Below are 25934 nucleotides of genomic sequence, written 5' to 3' on the forward strand. Positions count from 1 at the left end.
GCACGCAACTCGAATTATTTAGGGTATAAAATTTCGCTGATAGCCTTGTGTGGTTTACCACGAGGCGGCCTTTCGGTTAACATCAAAGCCCTTTTCTCTTTAGAAGATGCAATTTCTACTATGGCTCATACCGCGAAAAAATTATTGGTAACGTGCGCTCTGCCGTACGCTAACGGCTCAATCCACCTCGGTCATATGCTGGAGCACATTCAGGCTGATGTCTGGGTCCGTTACCAACGAATGCGCGGAAACACGGTTAACTTCATCTGCGCAGACGATGCACACGGTACACCTATCATGCTGAAAGCACAGCAGTTAGGCATTACTCCAGAGCAGATGATTGCCGAAATGAGTCAGGAGCATCAGACTGATTTTGCTGGTTTTAACATTAGCTATGATAACTACCACTCCACGCATAGCGATGAAAACCGCGATCTGGCGTCGCTGATTTATGGCCGTTTGAAAGAGAATGGTTTTATTAAAAACCGTACTATTTCTCAGCTTTACGATCCGGAAAAAGGCATGTTCCTGCCAGACCGTTTCGTTAAAGGCACCTGCCCGAAATGTAAAGCACCAGACCAATACGGCGATAACTGCGAAGTCTGTGGCGCAACTTACAGCCCAACCGAGCTTATCGAACCGAAGTCAGTCGTCTCTGGCGCAACGCCTGAAATGCGTGATTCCGAACACTTCTTCTTTGATTTGCCGTCATTTAGCGAAATGCTGCAAGCCTGGACGCGTTCTGGCGCACTGCAAGAGCAAGTGGCGAACAAAATGCAGGAGTGGTTCGAGTCTGGCCTGCAACAGTGGGATATCTCCCGTGATGCGCCGTACTTCGGCTTTGAAATCCCTGATGCGCCGGGTAAATATTTCTACGTCTGGCTGGATGCGCCAATCGGTTATATGGGTTCGTTCAAAAACCTGTGCGACAAACGCGGCGATACCGAGAGCTTTGACGAATACTGGAAGAAAGATTCCACGACTGAGCTGTATCACTTCATCGGTAAAGACATCGTTTACTTCCACAGCCTGTTCTGGCCAGCCATGCTGGAAGGCAGCGGTTTCCGCAAGCCAACCAACCTGTTTGTCCACGGTTATGTGATGGTGAACGGCGCGAAAATGTCTAAATCGCGCGGTACGTTCATTAAAGCCAGCACCTGGTTGAACCATTTTGACGCCGACAGCCTGCGTTACTACTACACCGCAAAACTGTCTTCACGCATCGACGATATCGACCTGAATCTGGAAGATTTCGTGCAGCGCGTGAACAGCGATATCGTCAACAAAGTGGTTAACCTGGCATCGCGCAACGCGGGCTTTATCGCCAAGCGTTTTGACGGCCAACTTTCTGCAGAAATTGCCGATCCTGCCTTGTACAAAACCTTTACCGACGCCGCGCAAACCATTGGCGAAGCCTGGGAAAGCCGTGAGTTCGGTCGCGCAATCCGTGAAATCATGGCGCTTGCCGATGTTGCAAACCGTTATGTGGATGAGCAAGCACCGTGGGTTGTGGCAAAACAAGAAGGCCGTGATGCCGACCTGCAAGCCATCTGCACCATGGGCATTAACCTGTTCCGCGTGCTGATGACCTGGCTGAAACCGGTTCTGCCGACGCTGACTGAACGTGCTGAAGCCTTCCTGAACTGTGAACTGACCTGGGACAGCATCAACACCCCGCTGCTGAACCATAAAGTGAACACTTTCAAAGCGCTGTATAACCGCATTGACATGAAACAGGTTGAAGCTCTGGTTGAAGCGTCGAAAGAAGAAGTGAAAGCTACAAGCGCGCCTGTTACGGGCCCACTGGCTGATGACCCGATTGCTGAAACCATCGCCTTTGATGATTTCGCCAAAGTGGATCTGCGAGTTGCACTGATTGAAAACGCAGAATTTGTTGAAGGTTCTGACAAGTTGCTGCGCCTGACGCTGGATCTTGGCGGCGAGAAACGTAACGTGTTTTCTGGTATCCGTTCGGCCTATCCAGATCCTGCGGCGCTGGTTGGCCGTTTGACCATTATGGTGGCAAACCTGGCACCGCGTAAAATGCGCTTCGGCATCTCTGAAGGGATGGTGATGGCGGCAGGCCCTGGCGGGAAAGATATCTTCCTGTTAAGCCCGGATAGCGGTGCACAAGCAGGTATGGCGGTTAAGTAACAACAGCAAAGCCCTCCCCCAGTATCCCGCGTTAATGAGCGGAGAGTATCGCAAGATATTCTCCGCTAAAATTCTTCCCTTAAAATCTTTATATCCTCCTGTTTTTCCATATCTTGCGATCCGCTTTTAGCAAAATCTTACAGCTGTCTAAATATGGATAGTCTATGTTCTTGCTTGATAATCGTTTTGTTTTAATAATGGTTCGCGTTATTCATAAAATACTTACCGGACTATTATATTTATAAGAATGGATGCTAGCAGAATGACAATACCAGCCCTGGTGCCAATGGAAAAACCGCTGTTAATACTGGAAGAACTTATTTCTCTCCTCCTTCCTTATGCAAAACCCATTCAGGAGAAAAATGCCGACAGCTTACATTTATATAACAATGACCAACTGTTAGTGGCGCTGGTGACTGAGGGAGAAGTTAACATCTATCACCGTTCGAATATGATGCTGCTGACCAATGCTAAAGCCCCTTTTATTTTTGGTTTACAAGGGTCACTTTTCCAGTACACCCTCTTTAAACTTCAGCCATTGAAAAACGCAAAAATCAGCGTACTCCCTCGGGAAAAAGCACTGAAAATCATTATTAAACACCATGCCTTCCCACAAACACTGGCGTACCAAACCTACCTTAATGAATATCAGGCAAGCCGCAATAACCTGTTGATTCACAGAACATCTTTTCATATTGTTTGTGGCTTAATTGAAGAACTGGCCAGATTAAAGCCTGAAGAAAGAGTTAAAATTAGCATTTCAAAATACGTGCTGGACCGCAGTAATCTGGCGCGCAGTGGAGTCATGAAAATTATCGCCACCCTGCGCGAAGAAGGGTTTATCAAAGTTGAAAATGGCAAATTAATTCAATTAATTAAAAACCTTCCTATGCAAACCAATGCCAGTGAACAGGGAATTATTACGAATAAAGCCTGATGGTAGGTTGAGTATTACAACAATAATTGTTTGCGATATGTTATTTAATTGTTTCTATACAACACAATCAAACAATAAACCCGTTGTTTGAAAATATTCTAATTCCGTCCAAAACTGGACACTTATTCAAATAAAAAAAAGGGTATTCTAGGCGCATAGAATCTTAGGACGCGCCAGCTAATTTCAGGCATTTTTATTGTTTATACCCAAAATAATTCGAGTTGCTTAAAGGCGGCAAATCTGAGAATCCCCAGGAGCTTACTTAAGTAAGTGACTGGGGTGAGCGGATGCAGCCAACGCATAAGCAGCTTGAAGTATGACGGGTATATTCCCTATAAGGAATGACAATAAACCCTGTCTGACTCTGTATTTATCTCCTGTAAATAAAAACTTAGCGCGCATGAGATTAATTAGCTGTCGAATAGCAAATATAGAAGGATTTAAATCATGAAAAAAAGAACACCCAACCCACGTCACACCAAAAAACTGATGCTCGCCTCTTTAATATCCGTGGCGGCAACCAATCATGTGCATGCGCAAGATTACAGCTATAATAATCAGACTGTTAATAATTCTGTTTATTTAAACGGTATAGGCGTGCAAAATGTCACAGTAGATAAATCAACTTTTAATAATTCATTGAGTGTTACCAGCAGTTGGACGAGTCGAGATCTGAATAATGGAATATCTAATGTAAAAATCACCGACAGTGATTTCAAAAAAACGTCTACAATAGGATCAGTATTATACGTTTATGCCAATGGTGCAACAAATGTCGATATTTCCAATACCACTGTAGGCACAGGGGCATATTATTCCTTAGATATCAAGCAAGACGTTGTTAACGTTGACGCACAGATCGCAACCACGAATATCACCGGTTCAAGCTTTGCCGGTGCATCACGATTTGGCGTATCACACCAGTTATTGACCGTCAGCGATAGCCAGTTTGGTAGTATTACAAGCACGAGTAAAAGGGAAACGACGGCTGATATTAAAGATACCACCTTCACAGGTGCGCTGAATTTTGTAAGTGGTACTGCTACCTCATTATCACTTAGCAATACCAGCGTTGAACAACCAAAAGGTTCTGCTCAGTCTGTCATTGTTTCCTCTGGCACAGACAGCGCTATCGATATCGATAATTATCAAATTATGGCCCCTCTCAAGGTGGACAGTGTTGGTGATACACGTATTAATCTGTCAAATGGCAGTTTGGTTAACAGTGATATCAGCGCAAAGGGCGCGACGACAGAGATAAATATTGATAAATCTGCTATCGCTGGAAATATTTCTGTAGGTAATACTAAAGACACGGCAACGGATACAGCAAATACGACGGTGAATATCGCCAACGCCACATATCGCGGGAATATTACCTCAACTAACGATGTTGCTGATGATTCTTTAACGCTGAATGTCAACAATGGCGGCATTATCGGCGGTGAAACGGTAGACACTTCCCAAAAAATTACCGGTTTTAACCGTGTGAGTACCAATATTAATTATGTTGACCCGACGCTGCTGAACACCGGTAAAGCGTCTTACTTCTTCTTCAACGACGGCGAAGAAGTCGCGATTACCAACAAAGTGGGAACCAATTCCATTCTGGATACGGTGCGCAGCGGCTCTTATATTAATGACCTGATTAATTATCAGGTCACTGATGAAAGTGCTAAACAGGGGCTGGCGGATAAAGGCTATTACAGCATTGTGTTTAGCGCCGACCCCATCCCAGACCCGGTTGATCCAGTGGACCCGGTGACGCCTGTTGATCCCGTAGACCCGGTGACACCTGTCACTCCGGTGGACCCTGTTACTCCGCCAGCACCAGCACCAAAACCGGAGCCAAGAATTGCCGCGGATTTGCAGGCTGCGCAGGCCGGGCTGTTAGCCAGTGACGATATGATCCACCGCATTGCCAACAGCGTGACCCAGCATCTGGACGCCCGTCATATGGGTGAAAACGGCCCACAAACCTCCAACAGCAATGTCTGGATGGACGGCATTTATTCCGGCGGCGACCGTACTGCGGGCAGCGTGGAATACAGCAACGAAATCACCGGCTTCCAGTTGGGTGCGGATACTTCATGGGCGCTGTCTAACGGTGATTTGTTAACGCTGGGCGCGGGCCTGGGTTATCTGCATAACAACCTGGATGTCACCAGCAGCGACGGCAGCAACGACATCGACGGTAATTACTACAGCCTGTATGCCGGCTGGACACAGCATCAGGCCGAAGGCCAGAACTGGCACCTGTTCGCTGATACCACTGCAACCTACGGCGACATGTCCTATTCCGCGTCGGGCAAAGACGGCACGCTGAAAGCGGGCGGCGATTACGACGGTAATTCATGGTTGTGGCAGGCGCGTGTCGGTGCACAGGTGAATCTGGCCGACAACTGGTGGGTCCAGCCGTACGGCGTTCTCGGTTACAGCGAAACGAAAACCGATGCTTACAGCGACGGGTACAGCCATGTTTCTGAAGGCAAATACAGCACAGGCTTTGCAGGTGCTGGCGTGAAAGCCGGTAAAAACATCACCCTGAAAGGCGGCCAGACATTAAGCCCGTACATCGAAACGGCTTACGTCGGGCGCTTCTCCGATGATACGCAGTTCAATACGTCAGACTATAACTTCGGCGGCCAGAACCTTAACGGCGGCAGCATTGGCGCAGGCCTGAACGCCACCCTGAGCAAAAACTGGAGCGCGACTGCGAAGGTGAATACGATCGTTGCCAGTGACGTGAATAATGAAGTGCATGCGTATCTGGGTGCAGAGCTTAAGTTTTAATAACATCGAAAACAGTAAGGCCGCGAAAGCGGCCTTTTTTGTGTCTGCTTCTTGAGTATGGCTATAGAAAATTTATTTTTTAACGCCTCACATAAAACCGAATTGTTCTGCTCGCGGACCCCATAAAAACATAAGCCACATCAATACAATGCTAATTTTCAATAACCCACGCATATTTGTTCGCGTTCATTGCCATCCAATAGTGGACGGGAAATGAAAAGAGAAAGTGGCTATTCTGACGCCATGAAATCCCTCAGCGAATGTGGGATTTCATTTTAGCGCCAATACCGCTTTAACCTGCTAAAGAAAGCGAAAACGTGCGCAATTCAATTTCTGTCATTAATCGAACTTAATCCATCGGTGAACAACGAATGGATAATGCATTCGTGAAGGAATAATTAACGCAATGAAAAACTTAACACGTTATTCGTGCCAGTCTAAAAGGTTAATCCTGGCTTCTTTAATATCTCTGGCTATCGCAAATGGTGCTCATGCTCAAACACAACCTTTGAATTATGGTAATGAAACTGTCAACGATTCTGTTATTTACTCTGGCCCCGACAATCTGCAATTAAATGCAGACGGCACCACATTTAATAATACTATTAATGCCACCTCAACCGACGGTAACACCGACGTTGATCTGACAAATACCCACGTTACCGATAATACAAAATCAGCGTCATCTTCCATTGTTGTTCAGGCCAATAAAGATAGCGGAACAGCAACATTTAATGCCGATAATCTGCAATTCCAGGGAAGGAGCGTTTCGGTTAATGGCGATACAACAAACGTCAATATCACCGACAGCGATTTTGAAACAGAAAGCGGTTTTAACTCTTTAGATGTGGTGCAACAAGGTGATGCTCCCGGGCAAGCGAGCCTCGTCGGGTCGCACTTCAGCAATAAAGTGTCGATCAACGCCAATGCGAACCTGTCGCTTTACGCCGACAACAGTCATTTTGACGGTGGTTTATTTGATGTCCAAAATGGTGACTTTAATACCGAGATTAAAAACAGCACCTTTAATGACCAGCTTAATGTTCAGTCACTTCATGGCTCTGCATCTGTCTCACTCGACAATATCGATTCCGCCACGCCTGATAAGTCATCATCCGTGCAAGTATCCACAGCAACAGACAGCACGCTGAATATCACTCACTCACGGCTCTCAAATGCCGCTCAGATGTACATTGCGAATACGGGTGCCGGTGCAACTGCAACAATAAATATTGCCGATAGCCAGATAGGTATTGCTGGCGCAGATGACCAGAAATATATGGTTTTAGCGACTACCGCTTCCAATCAAAGTGGCGCCACAGGTTCAGCGCAGCTGAATATCGCCAACAGCCAGATTAACGGGGCTGTCGGTGCGATGGATATGAATAAAGGTGACGCCGCTATTAATCTGACGAACGGTTCTGTCATTAATGGCAACGCCGATCTGATGGGTTCCAATATGTTGCTGAATATTGATGATGCCCAACTGAACGGCAATATCAATGTCGACAGCGCCGCAGACAGTGCCGGTGATGTGACAAACACCACGGTGAATATCGCCAACACCACTTTTCGCGGGAATATCACCTCTCACGATAACGCGGCTGACGATTCGTTAACGCTCAATGTGAACGGCGGCGGCGTTATCGGCGGGGAAGATATCGACAGCTCCCAGCGCATTACCGGTTTTAACCAGGTCAATGCCTATATTAATTATGTCGACCCGTCACTGGTGAATACTGGCAAATCGTCCTACTTCTTCTTCAACGACGGCGAAGACGTCACTATCGCCAACAAAGTCGGCGCGAATTCTGTTCTGGATTCTGTGCGCAGCGGCTCTTACATTCTGGACCACATTAATTATCAGGTCACCGATGAAAGCAGCAAACAAGGACTGACGGATAAAGGTTATTACAGCATCGCGTTCAGCACTGACCCGATCCCGGATCCTGTTCCTGACCCAACGCCTAATCCCAATCCTGAGCCTGAGCCAAATCCAGCTCCAACGCCAGACCCAGCGCCCGCTCCAGCCCCGGCACCAACACCTGAACCGAAAGTTGCTGCGGATTTGCAGGCTGCACAGGCTGGTCTGTTAGCCAGTGACGATATGATCCACCGCATCGCCAACAGCGTGACCCAGCATCTGGACGCCCGTCATATGGGTGAAAACGGCCCACAGGCGTCAGGCAACAATGTCTGGATGGACGGCATTTATTCCGGCGGCGACCGTAAAGCGGGCACCACACAGTACAGCAACGAAATTTCCGGCTTCCAGTTAGGCGCTGATACTTCATGGGCGCTGTCTAACGGTGATGCAGTCACCGTCGGTGCGGGTCTGGGTTATCTGCATAACAACCTGGATGTCACCAGCAGCAACGGCAGCAATGACATCGACGGTAATTACTACAGCCTGTATGCCGGCTGGACGCAACATCAGGCGGAAGGCAAAAACTGGCACCTGTTTGCTGATACCACCGCGACTTACGGCGACATGACCTATTCCGCTTCCGGTAAAGACGGCAATGTTAGTGCCAGTGGCGATTACAACGGTAAATCGTGGTTATGGCAGGCACGCGTCGGTGCGCAGATTAATCTGGCGAATGACTGGTGGGTTCAGCCGTACGGCATTTTAGGTTACAGCCAGACGAAAACCGATGCATACAGCGACGGGTACAGCCATGTGTCCGAAGGCAAATACAGCACAGGTTTTGCCGGTGCGGGCGTGAAAGCGGGTAAAACGATCACATTGAAAAGCGGCCAGATATTACGCCCATACATCGAAACGGCTTACGTCGGGCGCTTCTCCGATGATACGCATTTCAATACGTCAGACTATAACTTCAACGGCCAGAACCTGAACGGTGGCAGCATCGGCATAGGGGTGAACGCCACCCTGAGCAAAAACTGGAGCGCCACCGCCAAAGTCGATACGTTAGTGGCCAGTGACGTGAGCAACGAAGTCCACGCGTATCTGGGTGCCGAATTTACGTTCTAGCCTATAGCGTCGAAAACCTAAGGCTTTCCCAACACCTTTTGCCGGAATACCCCAACTACAAGCTGGGGTATTTTTTTCTCGAAACTATCTTAAGAATCGTTTCTGTTACCGACACTTTTATCTTTCAAAAAAGCAAACATCAACCCGAGCCAGATAACGCCACCCAGCAAATTCAGCAGGCTGAACAAACCGTTGCCACCAAACAGATAAGCATGCTTACTCACCTCGATGCCGACGGTGAAAATAAGCATCTGCAACATGCCCATCGCGGCGGATACCGTGCCTTTGCTCATGTCGCTGGCGAACAGCGTCAGGCGTACCAGACCTGCGTTGGCAAGGCCGATGCCAAAGGCATAAATACTCAGCCCGGCGGTCATCCACAGATACGCATGAGAGGACGCAACGGTTGCGACAGCCGCCACCACCAGACCCGGCACAATCCACCAGCCGCCCATAATAATCAGCGAACGCACGCTACGGCGTGAGGTTAAACGCGCCAACACCAGGTTCCCGAGGATCAACGCGCCAAAGATCGGCACCTGCAGTAAACCGTATTCATAGGTCGACAGTTTTTCACCGCTGATGATGATAATCGGCGATTGCGCAATCCACGCCAACAGCGGCAGGCTGACAAAACCAATCGCCAGTGCCCCTGCGACAAAACGCCCGTTGCTCAGCACCAGTTTGTAATCATGGCCTAAATCACGCAGCGACAGCTTCTCGCCCAGACGCGTCGCGGTTTCCGGCATAGCACGGTGCAATCCGTAAAACGAAAACGCCGCCAACGCCGCAAACAGCACAAACATGGTTTCCCACGGTGCGTAGTGGATCCATGCGGCCCCCACCAGCGGGCCAAGCAGAGGCGCAATCAATGCCACGTTCGCCATCAGCGCCGTGATTTTAATACACACCGCTTCTTCAAAGGATTCCTGGATTGCGGCATACCCCACCGCGCCAATAAAGCACAGGCTGACCCCCTGCAAGAACCGCAGGAAGGTGAATTGTTCAATGTTCTGTGCCAGCAACGTGGCAAGACACGTGACGATAAACCACACCACGCCGGTCAACATCACCGGACGACGGCCAATACGGTCTGATAGCGGCCCAAGCAGCCACTGTAAAAACATGCCGCCCGCCAGATAGGCCGTCATGGATGTCGGCACCCATTCGATTCCCGCGTTGTACTGCTCGACCACCGCCAGCATGCCTGGCTGGATCATGTCATTACCGATATACGTAGAAAATTCATAGAGTACCAGGCACAGCGGGAACAGCAGTGCCTGGCGACCCAGTCGCTTATTATTTTGCATTAGAAACTCAAGAGAAAAGAAAACGTTCGAAGTGTAATAAATTGTCTTCGGGGTAGATAGTGAATTGTTATTTACCCAGGGCAATCGTTGAGTTGTTTAAGGTTTTATTAAGAAGCCCAAAGTAGGCTGTCGTCCTATGGTCACGATGCAGGGTGTACGGCATCATCTTCATTTGACGGGTTAAGGAACTCATAACGTTATGATCGAACAACTCAATCAGACACTTTTCTTGCTGATTAACGCCACGCCGCAATCCCCTGAGTGGCTCATAAAACTTGCGATTTTTATCGCCAAAGATTTGATAAGCATCGTACCGCTGCTGATTGCCATTCTGTGGCTGTGGGGCGAACGCAAACAAATGACCGCCCAACGAATGATGATCATCAAGACCGCGATGGCCCTACTTATTTGCGTGTCGCTATCCTGGGTTATTGGCCATATCTTTCCGCATGACAGGCCGTTTGTTAGCGGGTTTGGCTACAACTTTCTCCATCATGCCCCGGACGACTCTTTCCCAAGCGACCATGGCACGGTGATTTTCACCTTCGCACTGGCATTTTTGCTCTGGCACCGAGTGTGGTCAGGGTTGGTGTTGTTTGTCCTCGCCTGCGCCATTGCCTGGTCACGTGTTTACCTCGGCGTACACTGGCCGCTGGATATGCTCGGGGGTTTACTGGTGGGCCTGTGTTCTTGTCTGCTGGCTCAAATAACATGGAACCTGTTCGGTAAGCAGATATACGCGCGCCTGCATCAGGCATATCGTTTCTGTTTTGCCCCGTTCATCCGCAAGGGTTGGGTGCGTGACTAAGTGTTTTTGCAAAGGTAATATGCGTTTAATAACGCCCTCACCCTAGCCCTCTCCCCCAGGAGAGGGAACAAAAAGGTTTAGTTGCACATTATGGAAACCCGGCGCGACGAACGCATCAACCGCCTGATTCAGGCGCTTAAACGCAGCGACAAAATTCACCTGAAAGAAGCGTCTGCTTTGCTGGGTGTCTCTGAAATGACGATTCGCCGTGACCTGAGCAATGACGCTGGGCCGGTTGTCCTGTTAGGCGGTTATGTGGTTCTCGAACCCCGTAGCGTCACCGCCAATCACTACCTGTTAAGCGATCAGAAAACCCGCCGCATCGAGGAAAAGCGCCATGCTGCGCGTCTGGCAGCGGCTTTGGTGCGCCCGCATCAAACGGTATTTTTTGACTGTGGCACCACGACGCCGTACATCATTGAAGCCATAGATGACGATCTGCAATTCACCGGGGTTTGCTATTCGTTAAACACTTTTCTGGCGTTGCAGGACAAACCGGGCTGCCGGGTTATTTTGAGCGGCGGTGAATTTCACGCCAGCAATGCGATTTTCAAACCGATTAATTTCCAGGAATGCCTGAATAACTTTTGCCCGGATATCGCTTTTTTCTCCGCAGCAGGGATCCACATTCGCCATGGGGCGACCTGTTTTAATCTGGATGAATTGCCGGTAAAACACTGGGCGTTAGCGATGGCACAGCAGCGAGTGTTGGTGGTGGACAGCAGCAAATTTGGCAAAGTCCGCGCCGCATGCATGGGGCCCGTCTCTGCTTTTGACTTGATTATCAGCAACGAAAAACCTGACGCGGCGTTTGTTGACTACGCCGCGTCAGAGAATATTGAACTCAACTGGTAAATATTAAGCAAACCAGGAACCGAACCAGCTGTGTAACTTCATCATCACAAAGTCCCACATACGGCTAAAGAAACCACCCTCTTCCACGGCCTGCATCACCATCAGAGGGCGCTGCTCGATTGATTTGCCGTTAAGCTGGAAGTCGATAGTGCCCACAACCTGGCCTTTTTTCAGCGGAGCGGTAAGTTGCGGCTCATTGAGGGTGAAACTGGCCTTCAGGTTCTTCAGTTGGCCGCGCGGAATCGTGACCGAACCACCTTCACCTGCCCCCAAATTCACTTCGCTTTTGTCACCGAACCATACGCGTTGCGTAACAAAAGTGGCATCCGGTTTAATCGGCGTGACCGTTTCAAAGAAGCGGAAGCCCCACGTCAGCAATTTTTCACTTTCATTGAAACGAATACGGTCGGTTTTGGTTCCCAGTACCACGGAAATTAAGCGCATGTCGCCAGAGGTTGCGGATGCCACCAGGTTATAGCCTGCGCCCGTAGTGGTGCCGGTTTTCATACCGTCAACGTTAAGGTTCGAGCTCCACAGCAAGCGGTTACGGTTCGGCTGCTTGATGTTGTTAAAGGTGAACTCTTTCTCTTTGTGGATGGCGTACTCTTCTGGCACGTCGTGAATCAATGCCTGACCCAGCAACGCCATATCACGCGCGGTACTGAACTGCCCTGGCGCATCCAGGCCGTGTACGGTTTTAAAGGTGGTGTTCTTGAGATTCAGCTTCTGCGCATAGTTGTTCATCAGGCTGACGAACGAATCCTGGCTGCCCGCGACATAATCTGCAATCGCAATACTGGCATCGTTGCCGGACTGGATGATCACGCCTTTATTCAAATCTTCAACCGAGACTTTATCGCCCGGCTTGAGGAACATCAGCGAAGAACCGCGCAGCGCCGGGTTACCGGTAGCCCAGGCATCTCTTCCGACGGTGACCATGTCGGTCAGTTTGATTTTATCCGCTTTGATGGCCTGGCCAACCACATAGCTGGTCATCAGCTTAGTCAGACTCGCCGGATCCAATTGGAGGTCGGCATTTCCTTCCGCCAACACTTTGCCACTGGCGTAATCCATTAAGATCCAGGCTTTAGCATCAACTTGCGGTGCGTCAGCAGTCTGTTCTGCACTCACCGCAGGCGCGGCTATCAACAGCAGGGTCGTACCTGCGAGTAATGATCGTAGCGAAGCAGGGATTTGCAAAGTTTTCATAACACCACCCAGTATCCATTCTAAAAAAGTCACGACGCGCGTCGTTACCCGAAAATTCAAGTTGCCAGTAAACTAGCCTGTGGAATCGCTTAAAGAAACATAACGTTGGTAAAGTTTTTTAAGTTTATTCGATAACTGCGCGACTTGCCGCCACGTTGATAAGATTTTTACCCGCTGTTGAGCTTACGTGCTGTTTTCTTCGCCAGCGCACGGCATACTGAGGTGCAAACTAACAATGAGGAAACAAAATGATCACAGTTTGGGGCAGAGACAATTCAACGAATGTGAAGAAAGTATTGTGGTGCCTGGAAGAGCTGGGCGTGGAATATCGCTCGATTCCGGCTGGCGGTAAGTTTGGCAAAACTCATGATGCGGAATATCTGGCGATGAACCCAAATGCGCTGGTGCCGTGTATTCACGACGACGCCACTGACCTGACATTGTGGGAGTCCAATACCATCGTGCGTTATCTGGCGGCGCAGTATGGCAAAGAGTCGCTATGGATTGCAGAACCTGCGGCACGTGCGCGCGGTGAAAAATGGATGGACTGGGCGGGAACCTCGCTTGCTGGCCCGCATCGTGGCGTCTTTATCAGCCTGGTACGCGTCGCACCTGAGCAACGCGATGAAAAGCTGATTGCCGATAGCATCGTTCAGTGTAATTCACTGTTTGCCATCGTAGATGCTGAGCTCGCAAAGCAGCCGTGGCTGGGTGGCGATGAATTCAGTGCTGCCGACATTGCGCTGGCGCCGAGTGTCTACAACCTGCTTAATCTCGATATCAAGTGGAATGATTTCCCTAACCTGAGACACTGGTATCAGCAACTGACCCAGCGCCCGGCGTTCAAGAAAATAGTCATGATTCCATTGAGTTAAAAACTAACTCGCAGGGCTGAGTTTCAGTAATTGCCCGTCAGATTCGTCGGTCAGGACATACAGATAACCGTCCGGGCCGACGCGCACATCACGAATTCGCTCCCCTCTGTCATCAAGTAACCGTTTTTGGGCCTGAACCTTGTCACCAGAGAGCGTCAGCTCAATCAGGTTTTTCTCTTTGAGCGCCCCCACAAACAGCTTCCCTTTCCACTGCGGGAATCTGTCGGCGTGATAAAACGCCATACCGCTCACAGCGGGAGAGACTTTCCAGTAATAAAGCGGTTGTTCGGTGCCCGCCACAATTTCACCTTTTGCTTCAGGGATCGGCAATCCGCTGTAATTAATGCCCCACGTAGCAATTGGCCAACCGTAGTTCTTGCCCGGCATCGCCACGTTGATTTCATCTCCGCCGCGCGGGCCATGTTCATTGAGCCACAACTCCCCATTAGCGGGATTAAACGCCATGCCCTGTGGATTACGGTGCCCATACGACCAGATCTCACTTCTGGCACCCTGTTTACCGGCAAAGGGGTTATCGGGTGGCACATCACCGTTTTGCGTCAGACGCACCAGTTTGCCCTGTAGCTTATCCAAATCCTGCGCCGTCGAGCGTTGATTGTTTTCACCCAACGCGATGAACAAATAACCTTTGCCATCAAACGCCATCCGTCCGCCAAAATGGTTACCGGTAGAAAGTTTTGGCATCTGGCGGAAGACGACGTTGAAGTTTTCCAGACGCTGCATATTGTTGCTCAGCGTGCCGTAGCCAACGGCCGTTCCGGCCTTGTCATCACTGTTGGCCTCAGCAAAACTCAGCCAGACGCGGCGACTTTTTTCAAAGTCTGGCGCCAAAACCACATCCAGCAAGCCCCCTTGCCCATGCGCCCAAACTTTTGGCACACCGACAATCGGATCACTTAACCCTTCACCGGGCTGCCAGCGACGTAATTGCCCATCGCGCAGCGTAATCAACATCCCCTGATTATTGGGCAGAAAAGCTAACGACCAGGGATGGTCGAGCTTACTTTGCAGCACCTGCACCTTAACGTCAGCGGCCAGCGTAACGCTTGCGCAGAGCAGTAAAGACGCGGTAATGAATGAGCGGAACGGCAGCCGTGGCATAGCTTTCTCCTTTTCGGTTCTACCCGATAAGGTTAGCTTTCAAGACATTCAGAAATGGGAGTTTTACAAAAACTTTACCAGAGGGGAGTTGCCTCCCCTCGAAATTTCAACTTTCGACTGCCAGCTGGTGACCCATAATATCTTTCAAGCTGGCGGAAAGTTGCTGCAGGCAGTTTTCCAGTTTATCGGCATCAATGGCGATATATTGCGGGCAATCGTGACACCCGGTCATCAGGCAAACGGCGGCTGACGATACCGCATTTATTCCCTGATGGATGCTCGCCATTTCTTGTTCGCTAAGATGGGATTTGAGGCGTAAAGACTTTTCACGGTACTCAGTAGACAAGTCGAACAAGTTATCCCGCAGATGCTCGGTTTCATTCACAGACATATAGCCTTTCGCTTTTCTCAATGAGAGATAAGCAGCTACGTCTATTTTGGCGATAATCATCTTTTTCAAGAGATCGCGCTTGAGTGACTCCCCAGTCATACATTTATCCCCCGTGTGATGAGAACTGATAACACACACTTATAGTATGGATAAATAATAGGCTAGACGGGCTTTTTCACCGTGTTTTTTGATCTTCCGCAACAAGTTTTACAATCACTAAAATTCACAAAAATAACAAAGCGTTAGATTGAAACTGGCGCGCGGCACATCGCGGTTTGATGCTGTTCCTCGAACATTTGACGTAACACACTGTGTCCAAGGTTGTTTTGCCAGGTGAAACTATTTTGCAAAACAACGACGGCGAAATGATTCTTCCGATCAATACCAATGTAACTGGAGTAGCCGCCAATGTAGCCGACCTGGAAAGTGATGGTTTGCTCGCCATACGTATCCGTCACCCAGGCAATATTGGCGGCCTCTTTGTCACGCGGGTAATAGATTTGCATCGTTTCGTGGATAGCGTTATCCAGCGTGGCATTGCCGGTGTCTTCAAGATGCGCGGCGGCAAAAGTGAGCAAATCGGCCGTGTCGGTATACAAACCACCCGCCCCGAGCATGTTGCCGGAGAACTGCCAGTCAGGCACCACTTGCCCACGCGGAATAAACTTTGGCTGGCTGCCCGCATGGCCAATGGCACGCAACGGGTAACTTTTGAGTTTTTGCGGCGTAAAACTGCTGTTGTGCATGTTTAACGGATCGAAGATAAGCGTTTGCACCAGTTGGTCGGCACGCTGCCCGGTTTGATAACGCAAAACATAATCCAGCACCGCATAACCCAGGTTCGAATAATGGGGTTCGGTGCTGCCTGGCTTTGAAAAATCAGCCAGATCGGCCACCACTTCGTCACTGTCGAGATGCGAGTAAAAATTCTCGCCATTCCCCAGATAACGAATAAAAGCGGTCAACATGGGTAAATCCATATTCTGCCGGGGCAAACCGGAGGTATGGGTGACCAGTTGCAGAAGCGTGATTTTCTTTGCATCGGCACTTAACGGCACCGACGGCGGCATTAAAGTTTCAAGCGTATCAGACCAATGCAACCGCCCCTGCGCCACTAATACCGCTGTCGCTTCGGCGGTCATACCTTTACTCAGTGAACCGACAGCAAATAGCGTCTGTTCATTGACGGGATGTTTGTGCGTCGTATCGGTGACACCAAATTGCCAGTAATGGCGTTGGTTATTTGCGTCAATGACCCCAACAACCATTCCGGGCGATTGCTGTTCAACCAACGTGGGCAACCAATGGTTAATGTCGTGGCTCGCAGGAAAACCACACACACGCTGTGCTTTTTGCGGCACCTCAGCAACAGGTGCCACGTTAGACAACGTGCCGCACCCCGCCAGCATAAAACCGAGCAGTGGCGCACTCAGGCGACGGGGCGTATTCATCAACTATTTCACCGCAACACAAGGCCTGGCATCCAGACCCATCATCAACGTGCGATTTTCACCGACTTTCTTCAGGCCGAAGTTGCTGCTGTGATAGCGGTAAAATGCCTGACCACCGGTCATATTTTGGTAGGAGTAGCGATTGCCGTTGAGCCAGGCATAATCGCCCTCTAACGCCAGTTTATCGCTGCTGCCGCAAACAAACTTTAATGCAGAGGCCGGTGGCGTGTTGAGCGGTGTAGGGATGACATTACAGGCTGATACCAACAAGGCACCCGTCAGCATCCCGGAAAGGGCTAAAATCTTGCGCATAATGCGGTTCTCTCTTTGAGCGGGACGTTACGATGATGTGAAGCGCAAAGATAATAGAGCCTGCTTCCCTGGTAAGCAAAAGCTAAGGCACTTCAATGATTCCGAAAATTCAACTTGTGCTCCGGGAAAAACAACCAGTAGAGCCTCACGCCAAACACGTGTAGAATCGCCCGGTTTTTATTTTCTGTTTACTTTGTGAGCGTGACCTGTATGCAACAACCCCGTATTGGCTTTGTCTCCCTCGGCTGCCCAAAAAACCTCGTTGATTCTGAACGGATCCTGACTGAGCTGCGCACCGAAGGTTACGATGTAGTGCCTAGCTATGATGATGCCGATATGGTTATCGTTAACACCTGTGGCTTTATCGACAGCGCCGTACAAGAGTCGCTCGAAGCGATCGGCGAAGCGCTGAACGAAAATGGCAAAGTGATTGTGACCGGCTGTTTAGGGGCCAAAGAAGATCAAATCCGCGAAGTACACCCTAAAGTTCTGGAAATCACTGGCCCACATAGCTACGAGCAAGTTTTGCAGCACGTTCACCACTATGTGCCAAAACCAAAACACAACCCGTTCCTGAGCCTCGTGCCAGAACAAGGCGTGAAGCTGACCCCGCGTCACTATGCGTATCTGAAAATTTCTGAAGGCTGCAACCACCGTTGTACGTTCTGCATCATTCCTTCAATGCGTGGCGATCTCGATAGCCGCCCGATTGGTGATGTGCTGTCTGAAGCAAAACGCCTGGTTGATGCGGGTGTTAAAGAGCTGCTGGTTATCTCTCAGGATACCTCGGCATACGGCGTGGATGTTAAGCATCGCACCGGTTTCTACAACGGTGAGCCGGTTAAAACCAGCATGGTGAGCCTGTGTGAACAACTGGCAAAACTCGGCGTCTGGACTCGTCTGCACTACGTTTACCCGTACCCGCACGTTGATGATGTGATCCCATTGATGGCCGAAGGTAAGATCCTGCCTTATCTGGATATTCCTTTGCAGCACGCCAGCCCGCGTATTCTGAAGCTGATGAAGCGCCCTGGCAGTGTTGACCGTCAGTTGCAACGCATTAAGCAATGGCGTGAAATTTGCCCGGATCTGACGCTGCGTTCAACCTTCATTGTCGGTTTCCCTGGCGAAACTGAAGAAGATTTCCAGATGCTGCTCGATTTCCTCAAAGAAGCGCGCCTGGATCGCGTTGGCTGCTTTAAGTTCAGCCCGGTTGAAGGTGCGACCGCCAACGAACTGGCAGATCCTGTACCGGAAGAGGTGAAAGAAGAACGCTGGAACCGTTTCATGCAGCTGCAACAGCAAATTTCTGCTGAACGTCTGCAAGAGAAAGTGGGCCGCGAAATTCTGGTGATCGTTGATGAAGTTGATGAAGAAGGCGCGATTGGCCGCAGCATGGCTGATGCTCCAGAAATCGACGGCGCGGTTTACCTGAATGGCGAAACCAAGCTGAAACCGGGTGATGTGGTGCGTGTGAAAGTTGAGAACGCAGACGAATATGATTTGTGGGGAACGGTGGTTTAAGTTTTCACTTTTCATCCACACTCTCCTACTGTCTCTTAGAGAGACCTCGCTTTGTCAATCTGCCAAGGCGAGATCTGTCATTCCGCTATTTTCCGTTCCCCCGTGCAACTGGTTATCCCTGTAACCGTTGCTAACGGTGAACGTGCCAGGAGGGTTACGCCACCCTCCTGGCAACCTCGGCGCCCGGTTTTAAATTGCCGCTTCGCGGTAAACCCCAGCTTATCCCCAACGTTCAGGGTCGTTCGCGATTCGCTCCCGGCGATCGCTCACTGGCGTGGTTCCCGACCACGCCACCCTGACTTATGGGGAACACTGGGGCAATTTATACCGGGGACAAGGTCAAAAGCGGTTTGGCATTTGACCTTAGGTTTTGACGTTGACGTTGGTTCCGGCTTAAATCGCGCCGTTTTTTGCCCTTCAGTCGTGGTTGAGCCGCCGGGAGCGGCGAAAGAGAGCGATCGCCGGGAGCGAATCGCGAACGACCGCGAATGTTGGGTAAAAAACGGTGTTTACCGCGCAGCGGCGATTTATTTGCCGGGAGTCGGGGTCCATAGGGGAGCGACGGCGGCTCCCCTATGACGTTCACCGGTTCGGTGGCTGCATAAATCACATAACGCCTGGTGAACGGAACCTTTCCGGCACTGACAAAGTACCATCAGCACCTGAACTTAAAGATATGACCAGAATCAGCCCCTGGAGAAGAAGAACTCCAATTACCCCTTTATCTTCGGATCCAACGCATCCCGCAGCCCATCCCCCAGTAAATTAAACGCCAGCACCGTCAGGAAAATCGCCAGACTTGGGAAAATGGCCACATGGGGTGCAATTACCATGTCCGCTCGGGCTTCGTTGAGCATCGCGCCCCACTCCGGCGTTGGCGGTTGTGCGCCTAGCCCCAAAAACGACAGGCTGGCGGCCGAAATAATCGACGTGCCGATGCGCATGGTGAAATAGACCACTATCGATGAAACCGTCCCCGGCAGAATATGACGGAAGATAATTGTCGCATCTGATGCACCAATACTGCGGGCCGATTCGATAAAGGTTTGGTGTTTTAGCACCAGCGTGTTACCGCGCACCAGCCGGGCAAACGCGGGAATACTAAAAATGGCGACCGCGATAATCACGTTCGACATCCCACTGCCCATCACCGCAACTACGGCAATCGCCAGCAAAATTCCCGGAAAGGCGAACAACACATCGCAAATACGCATAATTATGCGGTCCCACCAGCCTTCAAAGTATCCGGCCAGCAAACCGAAAAAGGTGCCAATTAACGCGCCAATAAGTACCGAGAACACCCCTGCCGCCAGCGAAATTTTCGCGCCCACTAACACGCGGCTGAAAATATCACGCCCTAACGAATCCACACCAAACCAGTGCAGCATCGACGGACCATCATTGAGCCGGTCGTAATCAAAATAGTTTTCCGCATCAAATGGCGAAATCCACGGTGCAATCAGTGCGATGGCAATCAGGAAAAGCACAAATGTCCCTGCGAACATCGCCACCGGCTGTTTGCGTAAGCGACGCAAAAATTCGTGCCATGGGGTGCGCACCTGATTTGGCCGAACCATCGGCATCGCATTCAGTACTGCCTGGCGTCGCCAGTTAAAGAGTCGCATCCTTACTTGTACCTGATAGCCGGGTTAATGGCAGCGTAGAGCAAATCCACCACTAAGTTGATAACAATAAATTCGAGCGAGAACAGTAACACTTCCGCCTGAATCACCGGGTAGTCACGCATCTCGACCGAATCCACCAGCAGGCGCCCAAGCCCTGGCCAGTTGAAGACCTTTTCAACAATGATGGAGCCACCGAGTAAAAATCCGAACTGCAAGCCCATCATGGTGATCACCGGGATCATCGCGTTACGCAACCCGTGTTTGATCACTATCAGTGTTTCGCTCACCCCTTTTGCACGTGCGGTACGCATGTAATCTTCTTGCAGCACATCGACAAACGAGGCGCGAGTAAAACGCGCCATCACTGCCGCGACCGCCGCGCCCAGTGTGACTGATGGCAGAATGTAATGCTGCCAGCTATCCGCCCCCACCGTCGGCAGCCAGCCCAATTCCACGGAAAACACCTGCATCAGCAACATGCCCAGCGCGAACGCCGGGAAAGAAATGCCGGAAACCGCAATGGTCATGCTCACTCTGTCCGGCCAACGGTTGCGCCAGACTGCGGAAATAATGCCGGTGAACAGGCCAAAAACCATCGCCCAGCTCATGCTGGTCAGCGTCAGCCAAAATGTGGGCATGAAGCGGCTGGCTATCTCTTCAGATACCGGACGACGCGACACCATCGAGGTACCAAAATCACCCTGCACAATGTTGCAGATGTAGTGCAAAAACTGCTGCCACAGCGGCAAGTCAAGCCCCAGCTGTTTTCGCACCATATCAATGACCGTGGCGTCTGCGTCCGGCCCGGCAATCAAACGCGCCGGGTCGCCCGGTAGCATATGGACGAACAGGAATACCAGCACGGCGACGATCAGCAGTGTGGGAATCAGGCCTAACAGGCGTTTGAGGAAGTAGTTAAACATGGCAGGCCCTCATCCCGGCCTTCTCCCCCAGGAGAAGGAGAAAACCGCCCTCTGCCGTGAAGGTGAAAACCGGACAGTCCCCTCTCATGGGGGAGAGGGTTAGGGTGAGGGCTGGGGTGAGGGCAAAAACCGCCACCTTACTTCAAATCCGCATCATCAAAACTAAATCCGGCATCAGGCATCACATAAAAACCGCTGAGGCTTTTGCTGTGCGCGGATACCAGTTTTTCAACCACCAACGGCACCCAAGGGGATTCTTTCCAGATGGTGTCCTGCGCGTCTTTGTACAGTTTCGCTTTTTCATCACGGTTAGTGGTTTTCAGCGCTTCAACCAGATCTTTATCAACCTGAGGATTGCTGTAGAAAGCGGTGTTAAACAGCGTTGGTGGCCAGTTAGCTGAAGCAAACAGCGGCGATAAAGCCCAATCCGCTTCACCCGTCGACGCCGACCAGCCGGTGTAGAACATTCTCACGCCACTCTCTTTTTGCCCTTTACCTTCTACTTCAGCGGCGCGTTGCCCGGCATCCATCGCCGTCACTTTCACTTTGATGCCTACCTGCGCCAGTTGCTGCTGGGTAAACTGCAAGACTTTCTGCGCGGTACTGTGGTTATGCGATGACCACAACGTGGTTTCGAATCCATTCGGATAGCCCGCTTCTTTTAACAGCTCACGCGCTTTTGCCGGGTCATAGGGCCATGGTTTGTACTTTTGCGCGAAGTCGATAGACGGTGGCACAACCCCTTCTGCTGGCGTCGCGTAACCGGCGAATGCGACTTTCACCAACGCCTGGCGGTTGATGGCGTAATTGATAGCCTCGCGGACTTTCGGATTATCAAACGGCTTTTGCGTGACGTTCATGCTGAGGTAGCGCTGCATGATGGAAGGCGATGCCACCAGCTCCAGCTTGTCGTTTTTCTCCAGCACGCTGGCCTGCTCGTAAGGGATGGGGAACGCAAACTGCGCTTCACCGGTTTGTAGCATTGCCGCACGGGTGTTGTTATCCACTACCGGACGCCAGGTGATGGTATCCAGCTTAGGCAGCCCCTGTTTCCAGTAACCGTCGAATTTCTTCACCTTCACAAAGTCGGTTTGATTCCAGGTGTCTAGCTGATATGGGCCAGTGCCGACCGGGTGGAAGCCAATCTCTTTACCGTATTTTTTCAGCGCCGCTGGCGAAATCATCGCCGTTGCTGGATGGGCAAGAATATTGATAAACGCAGAGAATGGCTGCTTGAGAGTAATTTTCACCGTGTTGGCATCAACGGCCTCGGTCTTCGCTATCGCTTTATACAGGTTGTAGCGTTTGAGGTGGTTTTCTGGATTGCTGGCGCGGTCTAAGTTGACTTTTACTGCCTCGGCGTTGAAATCAGTGCCATCCTGGAATTTCACACCCGGGTGCAGTTTGATGGTGTAGACCAAGCCATCGTCAGAAACGGTGTAACTTTCTGCCAGCACGTTTTGCAGTTTCATCTCTTTATCGAGGCCAAACAGCCCCTGATAAAACGACTTTGCCACCGCTTGCGAAAGCGTGTCGTTGGCATCATACGGGTCAAGAGTCGTGAAATTGGATGCTACAGCGACGACGACATCTTTAGCGGCAAATGCCGGTGAGGCAATGACGCTGGTGGCAAGACCCGCCGCCAACAGCCACTTTTTACTTTTTATTGCTGTCATGATGTTCTCCTGATTATCCTTGGCCAAAATATGATTATCTTTGTGCCCGGGCCACAAAGTGCCCGGGTCCGACATTCACAAGCGTTGTAACGTGTGGTTCATACCCCAATTTATGCGTGGTACTGGGGATGTCATCAGAAAGCAAAACGGGTTTTGGCCGACGATGCTCAGGATCAGCAACCGGCACAGCCGCCATTAATTTCCGGGTATACGGGTGTTGCGGGTTTTCAAACACTGCGCGACGGGGGCCGATTTCAACAATTTGCCCGAGGTACATCACCGCCACGCGGTGACAAATACGCTCAACGACCGCCATATCATGAGAAATAAACAAAAAGGCGATGCCAAATTCGCGCTGGAGATCGAGCAGTAAGTTGATGATTTGCGCGCGGATCGAGACATCCAATGCGGAAACAGATTCATCGGCAATCACCACTTTTGGATTGAGCGCCAGCGCACGAGCAATACAAATTCGCTGCCGCTGCCCACCAGAAAACTCATGTGGATAACGCCACGCATGTTCAGGCAGCAGACCGACTCGCTCCAGTAACCAGCCCACCCGTTGTTGCGCCTGTTCTTTGGACATCACGTTATGCACCAGCAGCGGCTCCATAATCGAAAAACCGACGGTCAAACGCGGGTCGAGCGAGGCATACGGGTCCTGGAAAATAAACTGGATGTCCTTGCGGACGTGCTGCATATCGGCATTTGACAGCGTGTCGATACGCTGGCCGTTGAAATGAATGCTGCCACCCTGCGTTTCAACCAACCGCAACAGCGCACGCCCGGTGGTGGATTTGCCACTTCCTGACTCCCCCACCAGCCCCAGCGTTTCACCGGGCCATAAATCAAAACTCACGTTTTCAACCGCGTGTACCCGACGGGTGACCCGGTTAAAAATACCGCTGCGAATATCAAAGCGCGTCACCAGGTCACGCACTTGCAGCACCGGCACCGCACCTGGAGCAACCGTATCTTGTTCGGTTTCGGCTTCAGGTTGGTCAGGATGCTTTGGGTCCACCAGGGGAAATTTGCGCGGTAAGTCACGGCCATTCATCGACCCAAGGCGCGGTACCGCAGCCAATAACGTTTTGGTGTAAGGATGAACAGGTGCGTTAAATATCTGTTCAACGCGACCGGTTTCGACCGCCTCGCCGCGATACATCACCAGCACCCGGTCGGCAATATCTGCCACCACGCCCATATCATGGGTGATAAAAATCACGCCCATTTGCATTTCATCTTGCAACACGCGGATAAGCTGGAGGATTTGCGCCTGAATCGTCACGTCCAGCGCGGTGGTAGGTTCATCGGCAATCAACACTGCCGGGCGACACGAGAGCGCCATAGCAATCATCACACGTTGGCGCATGCCACCAGAAAGCTGGTGCGGATAACGTCCCAAAATGGCCTTCGCTTCTGGAATACGCACGCGATCAAGCATGCGACGCGCTTCCTCCATCGCCGCCTGTTTATCCAGCCCTTGATGTAATCGAATAGATTCGGCAATTTGTTCGCCCACCGGAAACACCGGATTGAGCGACGTCATCGGCTCCTGGAAAATCATGGCGATATCCGCACCACGCACATGGCGCATTTGCGATGAGCTCAGCGTGGCGGGTTCAATGACCTGGCCGTTGCGGCGGCGCAGCAAAATTTTCTCACAGTCAACAACGCTCGCGTTCTTATCCAACAAGCGCATTAAAGCCAGCGCAGTGACCGATTTCCCGGACCCCGACTCCCCGACAATCGCCAGTGTCTCGCCGCGTTTTAGCGAAAAAGACAGGTCGGACACCGCGCGGGTATCAACTTTTTCCTGGCGAAAGAGAACATTGAGAGCGCTAACAGACAGCACCTCGTCGCCGGGCAGTTCATGACTGTGGGGCATTAATGCTCCTGGCTGTTATAAATTCCGACGTTTGGGGCATCCCCGACATAACCGTAGCCGCGGTACATCCCTTCGCTGTTAAAAGGCAAGGCCACATTGCCTTCGCAATCGATAGCAATGACCCCTCCGCTGCCTTGCAGCACCGGAAGTTTTTCCATGACCACGCGTTCCGTGGCCTGTTGCAGACTCAGCCCGCCATACTCCATCAACGCCGCAATATCATATGCCGCGAGCGTTCTCATAAACACTTCACCCGTACCGGTGCAAGAAACCGCTACGTTTGCGTTATTGGCGTAACAACCGGCGCCAATAATAGGGGAATCACCGACCCGTCCTGCCATTTTATTGGTCATGCCGCCCGTGGACGTTGCCGCCGCCAGATTGCCATATTGATCGAGCGCGACGGCACCGACAGTGCCAAATTTGGTATCCGGATTGATGGGGTCATCGCCATCGTGATCAAGCACGGTTTGGTCATTTGCCAGGGCTCGCTGTAATTGATCCCAGCGCGCCTGAGTGAAGAAAATATCGGGTGAGACCGGTTCAAGCCCTTGTTGCTGGGCAAAATTCTCTGCTCCACGGCCGATTAACAGCACATGTGGACTGCGTTCCAGAACGAGTCTGGCGGCAAGAATAGGATTACGAATATGGCTAACGCCCGCCACTGCACCCGCTTCCAGGGTGTTACCGTCCATCACGCAAGCATCCAGTTCGTGGGTGCCATCATGGGTAAACACTGCGCCGATCCCGGCATTAAACAAGGGGCATTCTTCGAGCATGCGCACCGCTTCGGTCACCGCATCCAGTGCGCTACCACCGGTTTCAAGCAACGCCTGGCCTGCCTCGACGATTTCCGATAGGGCGTTAATATAAAGCCGTTCTTTTTCGGGGCTGAGCTGCGCACGAGTGATAGCGCCCGCACCACCGTGAATAGCGATTACTGCTTTATGCATGTCGACGTAGCCCTGTCAGAGAGTTAGGGAATTCCGGTTTTCACTTTCTCTATAAATATCAGAATAGTTAAACCCAGTTGATACGATTTTCGAATATAGAAAGATGTAAATGTGATGTAAAGGAAATTGGTGC

The 25934-nt window shown here is 50.9% G+C and carries 19 protein-coding genes; 8 read left to right on the forward strand and 11 right to left on the reverse strand.

The features are described from left to right. Positions 1-120: 120 nt before the first annotated feature. From metG to BSPA111_RS04045, 4 genes are all read left to right on the forward strand, one after another. Entirely contained in the window at positions 121-2154 is a 2034-nt protein-coding gene (gene metG / locus BSPA111_RS04030; RefSeq protein ID WP_183269892.1) for a methionine--tRNA ligase, read from the forward strand. 262 nt (positions 2155-2416) lie between these two features. After that, the gene (locus tag BSPA111_RS04035; RefSeq protein WP_183269893.1) at positions 2417-3091 is read left to right on the forward strand and encodes a helix-turn-helix domain-containing protein; all 675 of its coding nucleotides are present in this window, start codon (positions 2417-2419) and stop codon (positions 3089-3091) included. Between the two features lie 447 nt (positions 3092-3538). Continuing rightward, positions 3539-5884, forward strand: coding sequence for an autotransporter outer membrane beta-barrel domain-containing protein (locus tag BSPA111_RS04040; protein WP_183269894.1), 2346 nt, complete (start codon positions 3539-3541; stop codon positions 5882-5884). A gap of 406 nt (positions 5885-6290) precedes the next feature. Beyond that, positions 6291-8879, forward strand: coding sequence for an autotransporter outer membrane beta-barrel domain-containing protein (locus BSPA111_RS04045; RefSeq protein WP_183269895.1), 2589 nt, complete (start codon positions 6291-6293; stop codon positions 8877-8879). An 89-nt stretch (positions 8880-8968) separates the two neighbouring features. Here the strand turns inward: BSPA111_RS04045 and BSPA111_RS04050 are convergent, their stop codons facing one another. Continuing rightward, the gene (locus BSPA111_RS04050) at positions 8969-10189 is read right to left on the reverse strand and encodes an MFS transporter (protein WP_183269896.1); all 1221 of its coding nucleotides are present in this window, start codon (positions 10187-10189) and stop codon (positions 8969-8971) included. A gap of 199 nt (positions 10190-10388) precedes the next feature. On the opposite strand from BSPA111_RS04050, the gene ybjG reads away from it, so the two are divergent. Next, positions 10389-10997 carry an undecaprenyl-diphosphate phosphatase gene (gene ybjG / locus BSPA111_RS04055; RefSeq protein WP_183269897.1) on the forward strand — a complete coding sequence of 203 codons (609 nt, stop codon included), beginning with the start codon at positions 10389-10391 and terminating at the stop codon, positions 10995-10997. 90 nt (positions 10998-11087) lie between these two features. Then, complete coding sequence (gene deoR / locus BSPA111_RS04060; protein ID WP_183269898.1) at positions 11088-11852, forward strand: DNA-binding transcriptional repressor DeoR; 765 nt, start codon at positions 11088-11090, stop codon at positions 11850-11852. 3 nt (positions 11853-11855) lie between these two features. Here deoR and dacC read toward each other — a convergent pair whose 3' ends face one another. Further along, positions 11856-13061 (reverse strand): serine-type D-Ala-D-Ala carboxypeptidase, encoded by a 1206-nt coding sequence (gene dacC / locus BSPA111_RS04065; RefSeq protein ID WP_183269899.1) that lies wholly within the window; start codon positions 13059-13061, stop codon positions 11856-11858. A 248-nt stretch (positions 13062-13309) separates the two neighbouring features. Between dacC and BSPA111_RS04070 the strand changes: the two genes are divergently transcribed. After that, positions 13310-13936, forward strand: a complete 627-nt coding sequence (locus tag BSPA111_RS04070) for a glutathione S-transferase family protein (protein ID WP_183269900.1) — start codon at positions 13310-13312, stop codon at positions 13934-13936. A 3-nt stretch (positions 13937-13939) separates the two neighbouring features. Here BSPA111_RS04070 and BSPA111_RS04075 read toward each other — a convergent pair whose 3' ends face one another. The 4 genes from BSPA111_RS04075 to BSPA111_RS04090 all read right to left on the reverse strand — a co-directional run bounded on the left by BSPA111_RS04075 (position 13940) and on the right by BSPA111_RS04090 (position 17212). Further along, positions 13940-15058, reverse strand: a complete 1119-nt coding sequence (locus BSPA111_RS04075; RefSeq protein WP_183269901.1) for a PQQ-dependent sugar dehydrogenase — start codon at positions 15056-15058, stop codon at positions 13940-13942. A 106-nt stretch (positions 15059-15164) separates the two neighbouring features. Next, entirely contained in the window at positions 15165-15548 is a 384-nt protein-coding gene (locus BSPA111_RS04080; protein WP_183269902.1) for a biofilm formation regulator BssR, read from the reverse strand. Between the two features lie 143 nt (positions 15549-15691). Next, positions 15692-16900: a serine hydrolase gene (locus tag BSPA111_RS04085; RefSeq protein ID WP_183269903.1), complete on the reverse strand. Its 1209-nt coding sequence runs from the start codon at positions 16898-16900 to the stop codon at positions 15692-15694. A gap of 3 nt (positions 16901-16903) precedes the next feature. Beyond that, the gene (locus BSPA111_RS04090) at positions 16904-17212 is read right to left on the reverse strand and encodes a hypothetical protein (protein WP_183269904.1); all 309 of its coding nucleotides are present in this window, start codon (positions 17210-17212) and stop codon (positions 16904-16906) included. 210 nt (positions 17213-17422) lie between these two features. On the opposite strand from BSPA111_RS04090, the gene rimO reads away from it, so the two are divergent. Beyond that, positions 17423-18736 (forward strand): 30S ribosomal protein S12 methylthiotransferase RimO, encoded by a 1314-nt coding sequence (gene rimO / locus BSPA111_RS04095; protein ID WP_183269905.1) that lies wholly within the window; start codon positions 17423-17425, stop codon positions 18734-18736. A gap of 713 nt (positions 18737-19449) precedes the next feature. Here the strand turns inward: rimO and gsiD are convergent. From gsiD to BSPA111_RS04120, 5 genes are all read right to left on the reverse strand, one after another. Then, positions 19450-20361: a glutathione ABC transporter permease GsiD gene (gene gsiD / locus BSPA111_RS04100; protein ID WP_183269906.1), complete on the reverse strand. Its 912-nt coding sequence runs from the start codon at positions 20359-20361 to the stop codon at positions 19450-19452. Between the two features lie 2 nt (positions 20362-20363). After that, positions 20364-21284: a glutathione ABC transporter permease GsiC gene (gsiC, locus tag BSPA111_RS04105; protein WP_183269907.1), complete on the reverse strand. Its 921-nt coding sequence runs from the start codon at positions 21282-21284 to the stop codon at positions 20364-20366. A 137-nt stretch (positions 21285-21421) separates the two neighbouring features. Continuing rightward, complete coding sequence (gsiB, locus tag BSPA111_RS04110; protein ID WP_183269908.1) at positions 21422-22960, reverse strand: glutathione ABC transporter substrate-binding protein GsiB; 1539 nt, start codon at positions 22958-22960, stop codon at positions 21422-21424. Between the two features lie 34 nt (positions 22961-22994). Beyond that, positions 22995-24848, reverse strand: coding sequence for a glutathione ABC transporter ATP-binding protein GsiA (gene gsiA / locus BSPA111_RS04115; protein WP_183269909.1), 1854 nt, complete (start codon positions 24846-24848; stop codon positions 22995-22997). After that, a complete protein-coding gene (locus BSPA111_RS04120) occupies positions 24848-25801 on the reverse strand; it encodes an isoaspartyl peptidase/L-asparaginase (RefSeq protein WP_183269910.1) in 954 nt (317 codons plus the stop codon). The genes gsiA and BSPA111_RS04120 overlap by 1 nt, the downstream gene beginning before the upstream one ends. Between the last annotated feature and the right edge of the window lie 133 nt (positions 25802-25934).

It is taken from the genome of Buttiauxella sp. A111 (assembly GCF_014189855.1).
GTDB classification, from domain to species: Bacteria; Pseudomonadota; Gammaproteobacteria; order Enterobacterales; family Enterobacteriaceae; genus Buttiauxella; species Buttiauxella selenatireducens.